Origin of the sequence: Neobacillus muris, from assembly GCF_943193175.1 — a bacterium.
GTDB lineage: Bacteria > Bacillota > Bacilli > Bacillales > Cytobacillaceae > Neobacillus > Neobacillus muris.
Genome location: NZ_CALPDF010000025.1, coordinates 52,557 through 66,495, shown reverse-complemented (window position 1 = coordinate 66,495; position 13,939 = coordinate 52,557). Strand labels below are relative to the sequence as shown.

The following is a 13,939-nucleotide window of genomic DNA, read 5'->3' as shown; positions in this document are numbered from 1 at the left end:
CAATCAATAAATTTGGTATTTAGATTCTGTGATAATAAAAAATTGCCGAGAAAAATACCCTTTCTCGACAATCTGAGACAGGGATCTGTCTCTTTTCTAGTCATGAAAATTCGTTCCATCTGTTGTGGCTTTGATGATTTCAGCGCGGATGACAAAATCGCCAAAGTGCTCGCCTTCGTTCCGCTCATTCGCATATCGGGAAAACAGCACTTTCAATTCATTTAAAATCTCTTCTTCACCAATATTTTCTCTGTACATTTTGCTTAACCGGCTGCCATCATGGGCAGCTCCAAGGTACATGTTGTACTTTCCTACCGCTTTGCCTATAAAGCCGATTTCCCCTAGCGCATGGCGGGCACAGCCATTTGGGCAGCCTGTCATGCGGATTGTGATTTCTTCATTTCTCAGCCCGTTTTCATCCACAATATCTTCAATTTTATTGAGAAGGCTGGGCAAATACCGCTCCGCTTCAGCCATTGCCAATCCGCATGTTGGCAGGGCGACGCATGCCATGGAGTTTCGGCGCAAGGCTGAAAAGCGTCCGCCATCCGATAAGCCATAGTGCTCCATAATTTCGGAAATTTTTTTCTTTTTTTGTGCAGAAACATTGGCAATAATGACATTTTGATTGGCGGTAAGACGAAATTCCCCATTATGGACTTTTGCGATTTCGCGCAAGCCCGTTTTCAGCTTGTAATTTTCAAAATCGGCAACACGTCCGCCTTCAATAAACAAGGTGTAGTGCCATTTATTTCCTATCCCTTTAACCCAGCCGTAACGGTCGCCATTATGGTCAAAATGGAACGGTCTTGCTTCTTCTAGCTTCCAGCCAAGCCGGCCCTCAAGCTCCAATTTGACGTTTTCCAACCCAAGCCGGTCCACAGTGTACTTGAATCTTGCATTCTTGCGGACAGAGCGATTTCCGTAATCCCGCTGGATGGTAATGGTTTTTTCAGCCACTTCATAAAGTTTATCTGGTTTAACGAATCCAATCACTTTTGCCAATTGCGGATAGGTGGCTTGGTCTCCATGTGTCATGCCCATTCCTCCGCCGATGGCTACATTGAATCCAACTAGCTTATCATCTTCAATAATGGCAATAAACCCTAGGTCTTGTGAAAAAACATCGATATCGTTGGTTGGCGGGATCGCAATGCCAATTTTAAACTTACGTGGAAGATAAGCCGGTCCGTACATGGGCTCCACTTCTTCTGTTTTAGGAGTTCCGGCTACTTTTTCCTCATCGAGCCAAACCTCATGATAAGCCCTTGTCTTTGGCAGCAAATCATTACTCAATTTTTTAGACCATTCATAAACCTCTGCATGCAGTTCAGATTGGTATGGATTTGATGTACTCATGACATTTCTATTGACATCCCCACAGGCAGCGATTGTATCCAAGAGTGTCTGGTGAATGGTCTGAATGGTATTTTTCATATTCCATTTCAAAATGCCATGCATTTGGAAGGTCTGGCGGGTAGTCAGTTTTAATGTCCCATTGCCGTTTCGGTCGGCCAATTCGTCCATGACCAGCCATTGGGAAGGGGTTGCTACCCCTCCAGGGAGCCGGACACGAAGCATAAATTGATACGCCGGTTCCAGCTTTTGCTTTTGGCGCTCCGCCCTTAGATCCCGGTCATCCTGCAAATAACTGCCGTGATGTTTCATCAGGCGGTTATCATCTTCAGGTATGCCGGCGCTTAACCGGTCCTGCATCACTTGCTTTAACGTTCCTCGAAGGTAATTACTTTTTAATTTTATTTCTTCCACATCACTTGGAGGACCATCTGGTGCTTTAAAATTCAGGTTCACCATGTTGAATAACTCCTTTCACCCAATCAATATACGTCACGTTGGTAGCGTTTTTGCTGCTGCAATTCGGCTATATAGGTTTCTGCCTGTTCTTGGCTCATCTTGCCTTCTTGTTCAATGATGGCAATGAGGGTTTGATGGACATCATGGGCCATGTTCTTCTCATCACCGCAAATATATACATAGGCGCCTTCTTGAAGCCATTCGAATAGTTCCTTACTGTGCTCAAGCAATCGGTGCTGCACATACACCTTTTCGGCAGCATCGCGGGAAAAGGCAACATCCATTTTGGTTAGGATTCCTTCCTTCAGCCATTTTTGCCATTCAATTTGATACAAGAAATCTGTACGGAAATGTTGATCTCCGAAGAACAGCCATGATTTTCCTGGAGCACCCGTTTCTTCCCTCTCTTGCATAAACGAGCGGAATGGGGCTACACCAGTTCCAGGGCCAATCATGATAATGGGAGCGGCTGGATTATTTGGCAGCTTAAAGTTCTCATTATGCTGAATGAACACGGGTACTTTATCGCCCAGCTGAAGCCTCTCGGCTGTTAACGTTGAACAAACACCCTTTCTTTGTCTTCCGTGTGCTTGGTATCTGACTGCTCCGATTGTCAAGTGCACCTCTTCAGGATTAGCCGTTAGACTGCTGGAAATGGAATAAAGTCGGGCTGGTATTTTCCGAAGAATCGAAACAAATTCCTGTGCTGATTCACCCCATGTGCCGTAATCACGGACCAAATCCAATAGATCTCGTCCGGATAGGTACCTTTTAATTGGTTCTGAATGTTCTGAAGCCAATAATTCCTTTAATCCTTCCTTTTTTGTAAGTTGGCTGACCTTCTCAAGAAGCGGTTTGGTAAGGACGGTAATTTCATAATAGGAAGTTAATGCCTCTTTTAATGATAAAACTTCACCCTGTTTATTTATGATGACACTATCTTCCGGCTTCCACGGCAGTTCGGCTAGCAGCTGTGCCACAAGTTCCGGATCGTTTTCTGGATAGATACCCAAGCTGTCACCCGGTTCAAAAGTTAGACCGGAGCCTTCGAGTGATAATTCTAGATGGCGTGTTTCTTTATTCGACCCACGTCCATTTAAATTGATATTTTCAAGAACTTCCGCTTTAAATGGGTTTGTTCTGGAGTAGGCGGATTCCGCTGCCGGCTGCGGCGGTCCCGTAACCAAAGCACGGTCATCCCTAGTACCCTCTGATTCTTTTAGACTGCCAAGAACACCTTCCAGCCACTCTGCAGCTGGCTCATCATAATCGACGTCGCAGTCAAATCGGGGGTAGAGTCTTGTTCCACCGAGTTCCTCCAAACGCGAATCAAAGTCTTTTCCGGTCTGGCAGAAAAATTCATATGAGCTGTCACCAAGCGCCAATACAGAAAAAAGAAGATCATCCAGCTTTGGCGCACGCTTGCTGAATAAAAATTCATGGAATGTGATGGCATTATCAGGTGGATCCCCTTCACCGTGGGTGCTGACAATAACAAGCAGGTTTTTCACCTTCTTTAAGTTGTTTGGTTTAAAATCACTCATTGATGAAACGGCTGCCTGAAAACCATTTCCTTCAAGAGTTTTAGCCGCTTGTTTAGCTAAGCGCTGCGAGTTGCCTGTTTGCGACCCGTAAAGAATCGTTACTTCTCTTGAAATGGCTGCGGCAGGCGTCCCTGGAGTCACTTGAACAGATGTAAACTGCGATGCAGCTAAATATCCGCTCAGCCATAATTTTTGGGAATCTGTCAATGTTGGCAGAAGGCGGTTTAGGAGCTCTGCCTGCTCCTGATTAAACGGACTGTTCAATACTTGAAGTTGCAACAATACCCACCTCGCAATGGAATTTTTAAACTGTAAAAAGAGTATATTTCCAAGTTTCAGTCTTTTCAAAACACTTTTTCAGTTACAAAAATTGATTACTATAATCATAGTTTTAGTATTCCTATTAGTCAAGTAGGAATTAGGGGATTTGTAGATTTATTTATCTGCTATCTAAAATATTGAGTTTATTTATTTGGTATCATAAAGAAATTTTTTAGCCGCTGTTTATGGCTGCCGATCTTCGGCGGCGAAGTGCTTGGGCAGTAATCAGATGGACTGCAGGGGTATTTCTGGTGGCTGGCATCTTTAATTTATATGATGGAACTGTTCAGCATAAAATAATGAAGCTGCATCAGGTCCGTTACAATGTAAATATCGTTCCTTATGATAACGTGGTACATATGCACCGGGATAATGATTATAGTCGGTTTCACCTTAAATATCCGTTCCAAGAGCATTCTTTTACTTATGCAGAAAAATGAGCTGTTACAATTAATGATCCATTGCCATGTTTTTATTGCTGGTTATGTTTTTACGGCCGCATTTATTTCAATGGACCCTGTTGCACATCTGACTGGATTTATGTATCGTGCCTCAGTTTTAATAGTGTCATTAGCAGGCCACGGAATACTATCCAAGTATATTTATGCCCATCCCCCTGGCGGCGTGTCGGAGACGGAAGCTCAATGTGCCGGAATGCTTATGTATTATGGCGGGGATCTAATTGATATAGGGATCATTTTCGTTCTCTGTTATAAATGATATAAAGCTGACAAACCAAAATCAAATTCCGGTGTAATGAGAGGATCCTCGCACAAAATGTAAATAACCCGTTGCCCCATTGAACATACAGGAGACGGCGGGTTATTTGCTGTTTATTTTACATCTTCAAACTCTCTTGCAATACGCTCAAATGCTTCTTTGATCATCGGTCTTGGTGATGGGATGCAAATTCGTTGAAAGGAAAGCCCCTCTTCGCCGAACATTTTACCATCCTCCAATAATACATTGGCTTTATGATAAATTCGGTCATGGACATCATCAGGTGTCAGTCCATAGCCGCTAAAATCCATCCACATGATATATGTTCCTTCTGGGATTCTTACTTTTACCTTCGGCATTTGGTCCGCTAAAAAGTTAACCACCCAGTCCATAGTGCCGTCAATATACTCTTTTAACTGTTCCAGCCAGTCTTCACCTTCAGTATAAGCGGCGATTAATACAGAAATCATAAAAGGGTTAGGTGACTGATGCCCCATCGCTTTAGAAAATTTTCCCCTAAGCTGCGGGTTAGAAATAACTGCATTTGTACAATGCAGACCGGCTACATTGAATGTTTTGTTGATGGCTGTAAACGTGATAATCTGGTCAGCATCCCCCGCTGCTTTCGCGATTGGGACGAAGGTTTGGCTGCGTCGGACTAGATCGCCGTGAATTTCGTCCGCCACGATCAATACATTATTTGCCGCACAGATTTCAGACAATCTCTTCAGCTCTTCAACAGTGAAAATCCTTCCCGTTGGATTATGCGGATTACACAAAATGAACATTTTTGTACTTTCCTCTTTGGCTTTCGCTTCAAAATCTTCGAAATCAATGTGGTAATAGCCTTCTTCATCGGGTTTCAAAGCATTATTTCTGACCACCCTGCCATTCGATTCAATGCTTGAGGTAAATGGCGGATAAACAGGACGCTGGATGATCACCCCGTCCCCCGGTTCGGTAAAGGCTCTCACAGCGACATTTAACGCATGAACCGTTCCAGGACTATATACGATTTCTTCCTTTTTAATTTCCCAATCATGGCGTTTTTTAAACCAATGCTGAATCGCTTCAAAATACTCTGGCGGAAAGACAGTATAGCCAAATATGCGATGGTTCACTGTTTTATGTAACGCATCAATCAATGGCTGCGGAACCGGCAAATCCATATCTGCCGTAAATAATGGGATGGTCTCGTCATCATACCGGCTTGTCAGCCCAGCTTTTTTAATAAAATCCCCGCCATCCCACTTTACGGAATATGTGCCTCTTCGGTTGATGATTTCGTCAAAATTATATTTCATTTACGTCCATCCCTTCCCATCTTTTATGAGTAGTTTGCCTTTTTTATTCTTTCCTTCTATTATAAAACTTCTATCGAGATAGTTAAAACATTATTATTCGAGATATAACCTTTCCTACAAAAGCAGAGCCCAGCCAATTGAATTGGTTGGGCTCTGCCTTATGTTATACGCCTTTGTAGGCCAATCGATAGATTTCCGCTAATTCAGTTACAAGTGGAAGCTTGGGATTCGCAGTCGTACATTGGTCTTCAAATGCTCGGTCTGCAAGATAATCAACCCTGCTTTCAAATTCCCTTTTATCCACTTGGTTAGCTTCCAGGCTCATAGGAACATCCAATTCTTTAGCCAGCTTAATGATGGCTTGAATTAGGCTTTCTACTCCTTCATCAGTGGACCGTGCCGGCAGGCCAAGGGTTCTGGCAATTTCAGCATAACGTTGATCAGCAACAAAATGAGAGTATTTCGGGAATGCGGCAAATTTCTTAGGTTTTGTTGCATTATAACGGATGACATGCGGCATGAGAACAGCATTGGCCCGGCCGTGGGCAATATGGAACTCTGCACCAAGTTTATGGGCAAGACTGTGATTAATCCCTAGGAATGCATTGGCAAACGCCATGCCAGCTATTGTGGAGGCGTTATGCATCTTTTCACGGGCTTCTTCATCTTTGTCGCCATATTTATAAGCCCGCGGTAAATACTCAAACACAAGCTGGATCGCTTTCATGGCAAGACCATCAGTAAAGTCATTCGCCATGTTGGATACATAAGCTTCAATTGCATGAGTCAAAACGTCTAAACCTGTGTCTGCGGTCACCGTTTTAGGAACCGTCATGACAAACTGAGGGTCAATGATGGCCACATCAGGTGTTAATTCATAATCTGCCAGCGGGTATTTGATATTCGCTTGCTTATCCGTAATAACCGAGAAGGAGGTTACCTCAGAGCCTGTGCCTGATGTGGTAGGAATTGCCACAAACTGTGCCTGCTTTCCAAGATGAGGATATTTCACAATTCTTTTACGAATATCCAGGAATTTTTGCTTTAGGCCAAAGAATTCAACATCAGGATATTCATAGAACAACCACATCCCTTTGGCTGCATCCATCGCAGATCCTCCGCCCAAGGCAATGATGACATCCGGCTGGAATCTCGACATCATTTCTGCCCCTTTTGCTACTGTTTCAATAGATGGGTCCGGCTCTACCTCTGAGAAAATTTCACAATGCACATAATCTTGGCGCTTTCTTAAGTAGTAAAGAATTTTATCAACATAACCTAATTTCACCATTCCAGGATCGGTAACAATAAATGCTTTAGATATCTTTGGCATTTTGGCTAAATACTGAATGGAATTTTTTTCGAAATATATTTTAGCTGGTACTTTAAACCACTGCATATTGACGTTCCTCTTTGCCACTTTCTTCACATTAATTAAGTTTATTGCGCCGACGTTGGTGGATACTGAATTTCCTCCATACGTTCCACAGCCCAGTGTCAAGGATGGCATATAGGCGTTATAAATATCGCCAATGGCACCTTGGGAAGATGGGGAGTTCACGATGATTCGACCGGCTCTCATTTTTAGACCGTATTCCTCAATAACGGTCTTGTCTGAAGAATGAATGACGGCTGAATGGCCCAAACCGCCAAACTCCAGCATTTCCTCCGCCCGTTTATACCCTTCTTCATGACTGTTCACCTTATAGCATGCAAGCACCGGACTTAATTTTTCTCTTGAAAGAGGATAACCAGGTCCTACTCCTTTTAGTTCGGCTACCAGAATTTTGGTATCTTCAGGAACTTTAACCCCGGCCAATTCAGCGATTTTAAATGCAGGCATTCCAACAATCGCCGGGTTTACGGCACAGGATTGTTCATTTATGACCAGTTTTTCAACCTTCTCTTTCTCAGCTTCATTTAAGAAATAGCAGTTATTGGCAATCAGTTCATTTTTTACTTCTGCATAAATTTCTTTATCTATAATCACAGCTTGTTCGGAAGCGCAAATCATGCCATTATCAAATGTTTTGGATAATATTAAGTCATTGGCTGCTTGTTTTATATTAGCAGTTTTTTCTATATAGCAAGGCACGTTTCCAGGACCGACACCTAAGGCTGGCTTTCCGGAACTGTAAGCGGACTTGACCATGCCTGCTCCTCCTGTGGCCAGAATCATCGAGACTTTTGGATGGTTCATTAAGGCCTGGGTTGCTTCAAGTGAAGGTGCTTCAATCCATTGAATGCAATTTTCCGGAGCTCCTGCCTGGATGGCTGCATCTCTCAATATTCTTGCTGCCTCACTGCTGCATTTTTGCGCCGATGGGTGGAAGGCGAAGATAATCGGATTTCTCGTTTTAATCGAAATGAGCGCTTTAAACATAGTTGTTGAGGTTGGATTGGTAACGGGTGTCACGCCTGCGATGACTCCCACTGGCTCAGCAATCTCTATGATTCCTTCGTGCTCGTTTTCACCGATTATGCCAACGGTTTTATTATATTTAATATTGTGATAGACGTATTCGGTAGCGAACATATTTTTGATGATCTTGTCTTCATAGACGCCTCTTTTTGTTTCCTCCACTGCAAGTTTTGCAAGTGTCATATGTTGATCAAGGCCGGCTAATGCCATTTGTTTTACGATTTCATCAATGGATTCTTGGGTTTGGATGCTCCGGAATTCATTCAGAGCTTTACGTGCATTGTCAACTAATTGGTCAATCATTTTAGTTACATTTTGCTGTTCCTTGACTGCTTTTTCAGGTACTGCCATTGTATATCACTCCATTTCAATTTTTATGTGAAATATTTCACAAAAACCATTAAAAAATAAGAGGATAGAAATGTAAATACTATTTGTGAAATGATTCACATGATGAGTTAAAAAAATTTTTGTGCCTGTTATGTATCAATGTTTTTTGTGGTTGATCACCTCTCTATATCTTATGAGGTAATCATACCATGATTTTTAAATAATAGTTTGTGAAATATTGAACAATATATGACAGAATAAAAGTCCTCTCTTTAAAGCATTTCAATCTAAGTAATATAAATAAAAGAAAGCGATTACATGATAAAAGTTATTTCAAAATAATTATAATGAATTTTTCTCTTTCCATTCACGATCTAGGATGCTCATTTCATAATAGTTCCAAAAATCATTTCCAATCTTGCAGGCTTCTCTTATATAACCTTCTTTAGTAAACCCCATTTTTTCATAAAGCCGGATGGCCGTTTGGTTAAAATCGAATACAGCCAGACTTACTTTATGAAGGTTTAACTCATTAAAGGCAATTTTTAACACTTCTTTAATGATCATCGAGCCAATGCCCTTCCCTTTCATGGATTGATCGCCAATTAAAACTCTGCACATTCTGGCATTGCCGTTTTCACGGTTGACATTGCCAAGGGAAATATGGCCAATGATTTTCCCGGTATCTGAATGGATTACCTTATACGCAAATATATTTGAATGGGCATGATTAGCATTTTTCACATAGCTTTCAAGCTGCTGGTAATCTAATGGATACCTCAAACTCGTACCAGCCCATTGGAGCAAAAATTCGGGGCTGTCAATCCAGTTTACTAATTGCGGAATATCTTCCAAGCCAAAATACTTTAATTCAATCATCTTCATCAACCTCTTTACCTGCCTATTTTTTACTTAATGTAGGACAACCAATAAAATGGAGCGGAAAGCTATACAAAGACTATTGGAATAGTAGCTTAGCAGGGGATGTTTGCGAACTTTCACCTGCTAAGCCCGCTTTTATTGATTTAATGTATGGAAAGCGTTAAACGGTTTCCCATTAAGGCTGCTAATCGCCTTTATAAACGTGCTCGTAGTATGCGGAGTATCATAAAGAATCGAAAAATATTCATCACGCTTCTCTTTTGGAGTTACCTTGTACGAATTTCCAACCATCCAGCGCCCGTAAAAATAACAAGGATAATAGGTCTTTTGAACAGGATCCGAGAAAAACCTAAAGGCATTGTTTGCTTCAATTTCTGTTATTCCCCCGCGGTTTACCATGTAATCGACCGCTTCTTCTTTTGTCATATTCCCAAGATTGAACAAAAAACAGGCGTTTGTTGTAAACATTCTCTGGTAGTCAAGGTAATTTCTCGCCAGTAAATATTGCTGTTTTTGTACATCGGTCACACCAGGGGTTTCTTCGCTAACATCATCCCAGCCAAGGAAGCTTAAGGCAGTTTCTGGACCTCCTTCAAACAGCGCATTCGTTGGACTGTTGATTAAGTAGTAAGAAGCTTCCAGAGGCAGTTTCCCCTGTTGAAACAAATAATCCCAACGGCAATAAAATGCTTGATGACCAGGGTAGCCTTCGTGGCACATAATCTGGGCCAGGATCGGTTCCGTCCAGGGACGGTCAATGTTAAATGTCAGATTGCCGCGGAAATTCCCAGTGTATTTGGAATATCCGCTCCAGAAGACGCCTCGAATCGATTTAATCCAGTCGATGCCGTCTTCTTCAGGCAGTCCAATCACTCGATTTAAAGTACCTTGCTTACTTTTCTCACGAAATTTCTCGGCAACCGTTGTCACTTGTTCTGGAGCAATGATGGTATCTGCGCGCCAGGCAGCTGATTTTTCCATTAAAGTGCCTTTGTAGCCTAAATCGGCCAGCCCTTTCTCAACCAGTTCTTTTGCATGCTCCAATTGATTATCAGTGATGAGGGCCGAGGGGAGTTCCTGTATGTTCGCAATAAGTTCGTCGTAAGGAACCTGGTCTCCCTGCAGGCTTCTGGCAAAATAACGAAACCCATTTACCATCGCTCTAAGGTATTCTCCTTCATGTCCTTCCTTAAAAGCAATTGCAGCATCTACTTCATCCAGCGAGGTTCCGATGTCATCAAAACTGGCCAAAGTCGGCTTTATCCCGCTGTAATTGGCAGTTGCTGTTTCTGTGCCATATAGCTTATTCGTTTGCTCATTTAAACTGGCCACAATATCGACAATTTTCTCTCCCACTGGTGCCTCTGTCCAGCGCAGAACATTTTTTTCGCCCTTAATTAATGGATTCATAAGCCACACTCCATAACTCTTCAATATCGGCTAATATAAGCTTCATCATCATTTGATATAGTTTTTCTCCATTCTCTGCTGTTGCATTTCCGGCATTCCCAAGATAACCGTCTTTATATAGTGTTTTTCCTGAGTTAGGAAATTTGATTTTCGGATTCATTTTGATTTGATAATCACCAACAATCGTGGGGTCCGCCAGGCTTTCGTCAATCGCCAGCACTAAGGAAGTTTCGTCTTCGCCGCCATGACCGGGACCTTTGGTAATGTCGAGGATTTGTTCCCGATAATCGGTCCACCAATTAATTGTCAGCACCTTCATTCCAAGGTCGGCTAGTTTTTCAGCTACAACCGCTAAGCTAGGGATATTCCCGCCATGGCCATTAAATAGAATGATTTGGTCAAACCCATTTCTATGAAACTCTTTTCCAACCTCGTAGACATATGGAGTAAAGGCTTCTGCGGATATATCAATCGTTCCTTCAAATGGGGCAAGTGCCCATGAATGACCATAGGCTACTTCAGGGGCCATTAATACACGATCGCCAATCACCTGATCAAGACGGCGGACAAATTCTCGAGGAATCCATACATCCGTCCCTATGGAGCAATGCGGCCCGTGTGTTTCCATCATTCCGATCGGCAAAAGTACAGTATCCACCGTTTTTTTCATTTCCTTAAATTGTAAGGAAGTTAAATTCATCATGTACATCGTCATCATCCTTTCTAATGAACGGCATATTTTAAAATGATTTCTGCCAGTAAAGCGGCCCGGTATGGCAGGTTTGTTAAATCTACGTGCTCATGATCGGAGTGGGCGCCATCCCCGACAGGGCCAAGTCCATCTATAGTAGGAATGCCAAGCCAGGCAGTAAAGTTCCCATCACTTGCCCCGCCTGAGGAGCCTTCCCCCAGCTCATAGCCATGAGAAGCAGCAATCTCTTTTAAGTCTTTATATAATTGAATAACTGCATCTGTTCGTTCTAGCGGATATCGTTCTATTTTCCCGTTTATTTCTATTCTTGTCCCTTCAATAAAAGAAGGTCGATCCATAATCTTCTTTACCAGTGCTTGTGCTTGGGCTTTCTTGGTAATGCGAACATCAATATCGGCCGCGGCCTCTTTGGCAATGACATTGACCCGAGTGCCGCCACTAACTGTTCCAACATTAATGGAAATGCCCTCCTGACGATTAGCGAGTTTTTTTAAATCGAGAATTTGATAGGCCAATTCCTCAATCGCACTTGCCCCGTCCCATGCGTTTATCCCAGCATGCGCAGAAATTCCTTCTATCTTCATTGAAAACTGCCCGGCGCCTTTTCGTTCGGTCTTTACTGCGCCATCAGGGGCAATGCTTGATTCCGGTATAAACACAACCGAGCTTTTCTGGGCCTCTTCGAGAATGATTTCCTTTGAGTGCTCGCTGCCGATTTCCTCGTCTGTTGTGACAAGAAAAGTTATTTTTTTATTTAATTTCACGTTGTTCTCTTTTAAAGCTTTTATGGCCCAAAGGGTAATGGTTAGACCGCCTTTCATATCAAATACGCCCGGGCCATATAGGATATTTCCTTCTTTTCTAATTGGAAGAGCTCCTTCGTCCCATACCGTATCCATATGGCCAATGACCAATACCTGGTTTGTTTCATCCCCTTCTCCATATGTAAATTTATATTGATTGCCAACTTCTGTTTTTTCAATTACTTCCACTGTCCCTCCAATGAGTTGTTCAAATTCCTCCCGAAGCACTTCACCGCAGCGGTCTACAAGAACTTTTTTAATGGATGGAGACTCGGATTCAGTCAGCTTGAACAAAGTTTCTGTAATGGCTTCCTGTTGTTCTTTCAGGTAGTTAAGAATTATGGACATTCAACTGGTTTCCTTTCACTGTTTTTGTAAACTGCTTTTCAAGCATCATCGCTTTTTCAAGCAGGCTTCTATCATCGCCATGCCTGCCAATTAGTTGGATTCCGATTGGCAGGTTTTCTTTAGAAAACCCTGCTTGTATGGTTACAGCAGGATGACCTGATATATTAAACAGGCCGGTAAATTTCATCTCATTATCTGCCTCAAGAGCTGGATCCTCCTCAGGTGCAGGGAATGGAACCGTAGGCATAATAAGGATGCCGGCTTGTTCCAAAATATGATCAATTTCTTGGCGCACACAGGCTGAAGCTTGTTTCGCCTTTAGGTAATCGACAGACCGATGGACAAAGCCGGCCACAATTTGTTTAAATGTCAGCGGGGCATAATCCGTTTTTCTTCCCAGCCACTTTTCATGTATGATGGCTGCCTCCGGCAATAAAATATTCATGACGATTTCCTCTGCATGTTGCAAAGAGGCAAGTTCTGTCTCCTTTAATTTCCAGCCCATAGCTTCCATTTCTTTTAAAACTTGCTGATAGACAAGTTTTACATCCTCATTAACATCATTAAAGGCATGTGCCGGAAGGATTCCCGCTACTAGGTTTGTTCCCTTAGGACTTTCGGCAGTTTGAAAATGAGGGACAAGCGTTTCCATTACCACTAAGATATCTTCGGAAGTCCTTGCTAAAGGGCCGGCATGATCAAGCGACGGAGATAACGGAAATACCCCTTCCAGTGACAGCAATCCAAATGTCGGCTTTAACCCGGAAATGCCGCAATAGGATGCTGGTATGCGGATGGAGCCCCCCGTATCTGAACCGAGAGAAAAGGATCCGATCCCTGAAGCAACGGCTGCTGCTGAGCCTCCGCTTGATCCTCCGGAAGTTTTCGTGAGATCCCATGGATTATTGGTCTGGCCATAATCTGGATGGACGATACCGTAAGCAAATTCAAGCATATTCGTTTTTCCCAACAAAACGGCCCCGCAAGCCTCTAATTGCCCAACCAACTGGGCAGTAGAATCCGGTATATGGTCCTGCAAGATTCTCGAACCACATGTCGTCCTTATTCCTTTTGTATCGAAAAGATCCTTAACAGTGTAGGGAATGCCGCAAAGCAATGATGTTGGTTCCTTTTTGCTAAAAATGGTTTCTGCCTGTTTGGCAGCCTCCATCGCCTGTGATTCGATTGTCGTAATAAAAGCATTGAGTTTCGGTTCGAGTTCCTCGAGGCGGCGGAAACTATTCATCACCAATTCAACTGGAGACAGCTCTTGCCGCCGATACAAATCGGCCACTTCCAAAATGGAGAGTTCATGCCACTTTTTCATC

11 protein-coding genes are annotated in these 13,939 nt (G+C 42.8%); 2 read left to right on the top strand and 9 right to left on the bottom strand.

The genetic code is table 11. The features are described 5' to 3' along the window. Positions 1 to 96 precede the first annotated feature (96 nt). Both cysI and NFS43_RS15840 read right to left on the bottom strand, forming a co-directional pair. Positions 97 to 1,815: an assimilatory sulfite reductase (NADPH) hemoprotein subunit gene (gene cysI / locus NFS43_RS15845; RefSeq protein WP_251553716.1), complete on the bottom strand. Its 1,719-nt coding sequence runs from the start codon at positions 1,813 to 1,815 to the stop codon at positions 97 to 99. A 23-nt stretch (positions 1,816 to 1,838) separates the two neighbouring features. Further along, a complete protein-coding gene (locus NFS43_RS15840; protein WP_251553715.1) occupies positions 1,839 to 3,638 on the bottom strand; it encodes an assimilatory sulfite reductase (NADPH) flavoprotein subunit in 1,800 nt (599 codons plus the stop codon). A gap of 227 nt (positions 3,639 to 3,865) precedes the next feature. Here NFS43_RS15840 and NFS43_RS15835 point away from each other — a divergent pair, with 227 nt between their 5' ends. Continuing rightward, the gene (locus NFS43_RS15835; RefSeq protein ID WP_251553714.1) at positions 3,866 to 4,120 is read left to right on the top strand and encodes a DUF2243 domain-containing protein; all 255 of its coding nucleotides are present in this window, start codon (positions 3,866 to 3,868) and stop codon (positions 4,118 to 4,120) included. Then, a complete protein-coding gene (locus tag NFS43_RS15830; RefSeq protein WP_251553713.1) occupies positions 4,107 to 4,400 on the top strand; it encodes a cytochrome c oxidase assembly protein in 294 nt (97 codons plus the stop codon). The genes NFS43_RS15835 and NFS43_RS15830 overlap by 14 nt, the downstream gene beginning before the upstream one ends. A gap of 113 nt (positions 4,401 to 4,513) precedes the next feature. Here the strand turns inward: NFS43_RS15830 and NFS43_RS15825 are convergent, their stop codons facing one another. The 7 genes from NFS43_RS15825 to NFS43_RS15795 all read right to left on the bottom strand — a co-directional run bounded on the left by NFS43_RS15825 (position 4,514) and on the right by NFS43_RS15795 (position 13,938). After that, positions 4,514 to 5,704: a MalY/PatB family protein gene (locus NFS43_RS15825; protein WP_251553712.1), complete on the bottom strand. Its 1,191-nt coding sequence runs from the start codon at positions 5,702 to 5,704 to the stop codon at positions 4,514 to 4,516. A gap of 163 nt (positions 5,705 to 5,867) precedes the next feature. After that, complete coding sequence (gene adhE / locus NFS43_RS15820) at positions 5,868 to 8,477, bottom strand: bifunctional acetaldehyde-CoA/alcohol dehydrogenase (protein WP_251553711.1); 2,610 nt, start codon at positions 8,475 to 8,477, stop codon at positions 5,868 to 5,870. 321 nt (positions 8,478 to 8,798) lie between these two features. After that, positions 8,799 to 9,335: a GNAT family N-acetyltransferase gene (locus NFS43_RS15815; RefSeq protein ID WP_251553710.1), complete on the bottom strand. Its 537-nt coding sequence runs from the start codon at positions 9,333 to 9,335 to the stop codon at positions 8,799 to 8,801. Positions 9,336 to 9,473: 138 nt separating this feature from the next. Then, complete coding sequence (locus NFS43_RS15810) at positions 9,474 to 10,748, bottom strand: DUF885 domain-containing protein (RefSeq protein WP_251553708.1); 1,275 nt, start codon at positions 10,746 to 10,748, stop codon at positions 9,474 to 9,476. Beyond that, positions 10,732 to 11,457, bottom strand: coding sequence for a creatininase family protein (locus tag NFS43_RS15805; protein WP_251553707.1), 726 nt, complete (start codon positions 11,455 to 11,457; stop codon positions 10,732 to 10,734). Before NFS43_RS15805 ends, NFS43_RS15810 begins: the two co-directional genes overlap by 17 nt. A gap of 14 nt (positions 11,458 to 11,471) precedes the next feature. Beyond that, entirely contained in the window at positions 11,472 to 12,611 is a 1,140-nt protein-coding gene (locus tag NFS43_RS15800) for a M20 family metallopeptidase (protein ID WP_251553706.1), read from the bottom strand. Continuing rightward, on the bottom strand, positions 12,595 to 13,938 hold the full coding sequence (locus tag NFS43_RS15795; RefSeq protein WP_251553705.1) for an amidase: 1,344 nt from the start codon (positions 13,936 to 13,938) through the stop codon (positions 12,595 to 12,597). Before NFS43_RS15795 ends, NFS43_RS15800 begins: the two co-directional genes overlap by 17 nt. Position 13,939: the final 1 nt, after the last annotated feature.

Bases quoted from the DNA above. Each gene is read 5' to 3' on its own strand.
- NFS43_RS15825 (WP_251553712.1), bottom strand. From the start codon at position 5,704: ATGAAATATAATTTTGACGAAATCATCAACCGAAGAGGCACATATTCC.
- NFS43_RS15810 (WP_251553708.1), bottom strand. From the start codon at position 10,748: ATGAATCCATTAATTAAGGGCGAAAAAAATGTTCTGCGCTGGACAGAG.
- NFS43_RS15805 (WP_251553707.1), bottom strand. From the start codon at position 11,457: ATGTACATGATGAATTTAACTTCCTTACAATTTAAGGAAATGAAAAAA.
- NFS43_RS15830 (WP_251553713.1), top strand. From the start codon at position 4,107: ATGCAGAAAAATGAGCTGTTACAATTAATGATCCATTGCCATGTTTTT.
- NFS43_RS15795 (WP_251553705.1), bottom strand. From the start codon at position 13,938: ATGAAAAAGTGGCATGAACTCTCCATTTTGGAAGTGGCCGATTTGTAT.
- NFS43_RS15800 (WP_251553706.1), bottom strand. From the start codon at position 12,611: ATGTCCATAATTCTTAACTACCTGAAAGAACAACAGGAAGCCATTACA.
- NFS43_RS15835 (WP_251553714.1), top strand. From the start codon at position 3,866: ATGGCTGCCGATCTTCGGCGGCGAAGTGCTTGGGCAGTAATCAGATGG.
- cysI (WP_251553716.1), bottom strand. From the start codon at position 1,815: ATGGTGAACCTGAATTTTAAAGCACCAGATGGTCCTCCAAGTGATGTG.
- NFS43_RS15815 (WP_251553710.1), bottom strand. From the start codon at position 9,335: ATGATTGAATTAAAGTATTTTGGCTTGGAAGATATTCCGCAATTAGTA.
- adhE (WP_251553711.1), bottom strand. From the start codon at position 8,477: ATGGCAGTACCTGAAAAAGCAGTCAAGGAACAGCAAAATGTAACTAAA.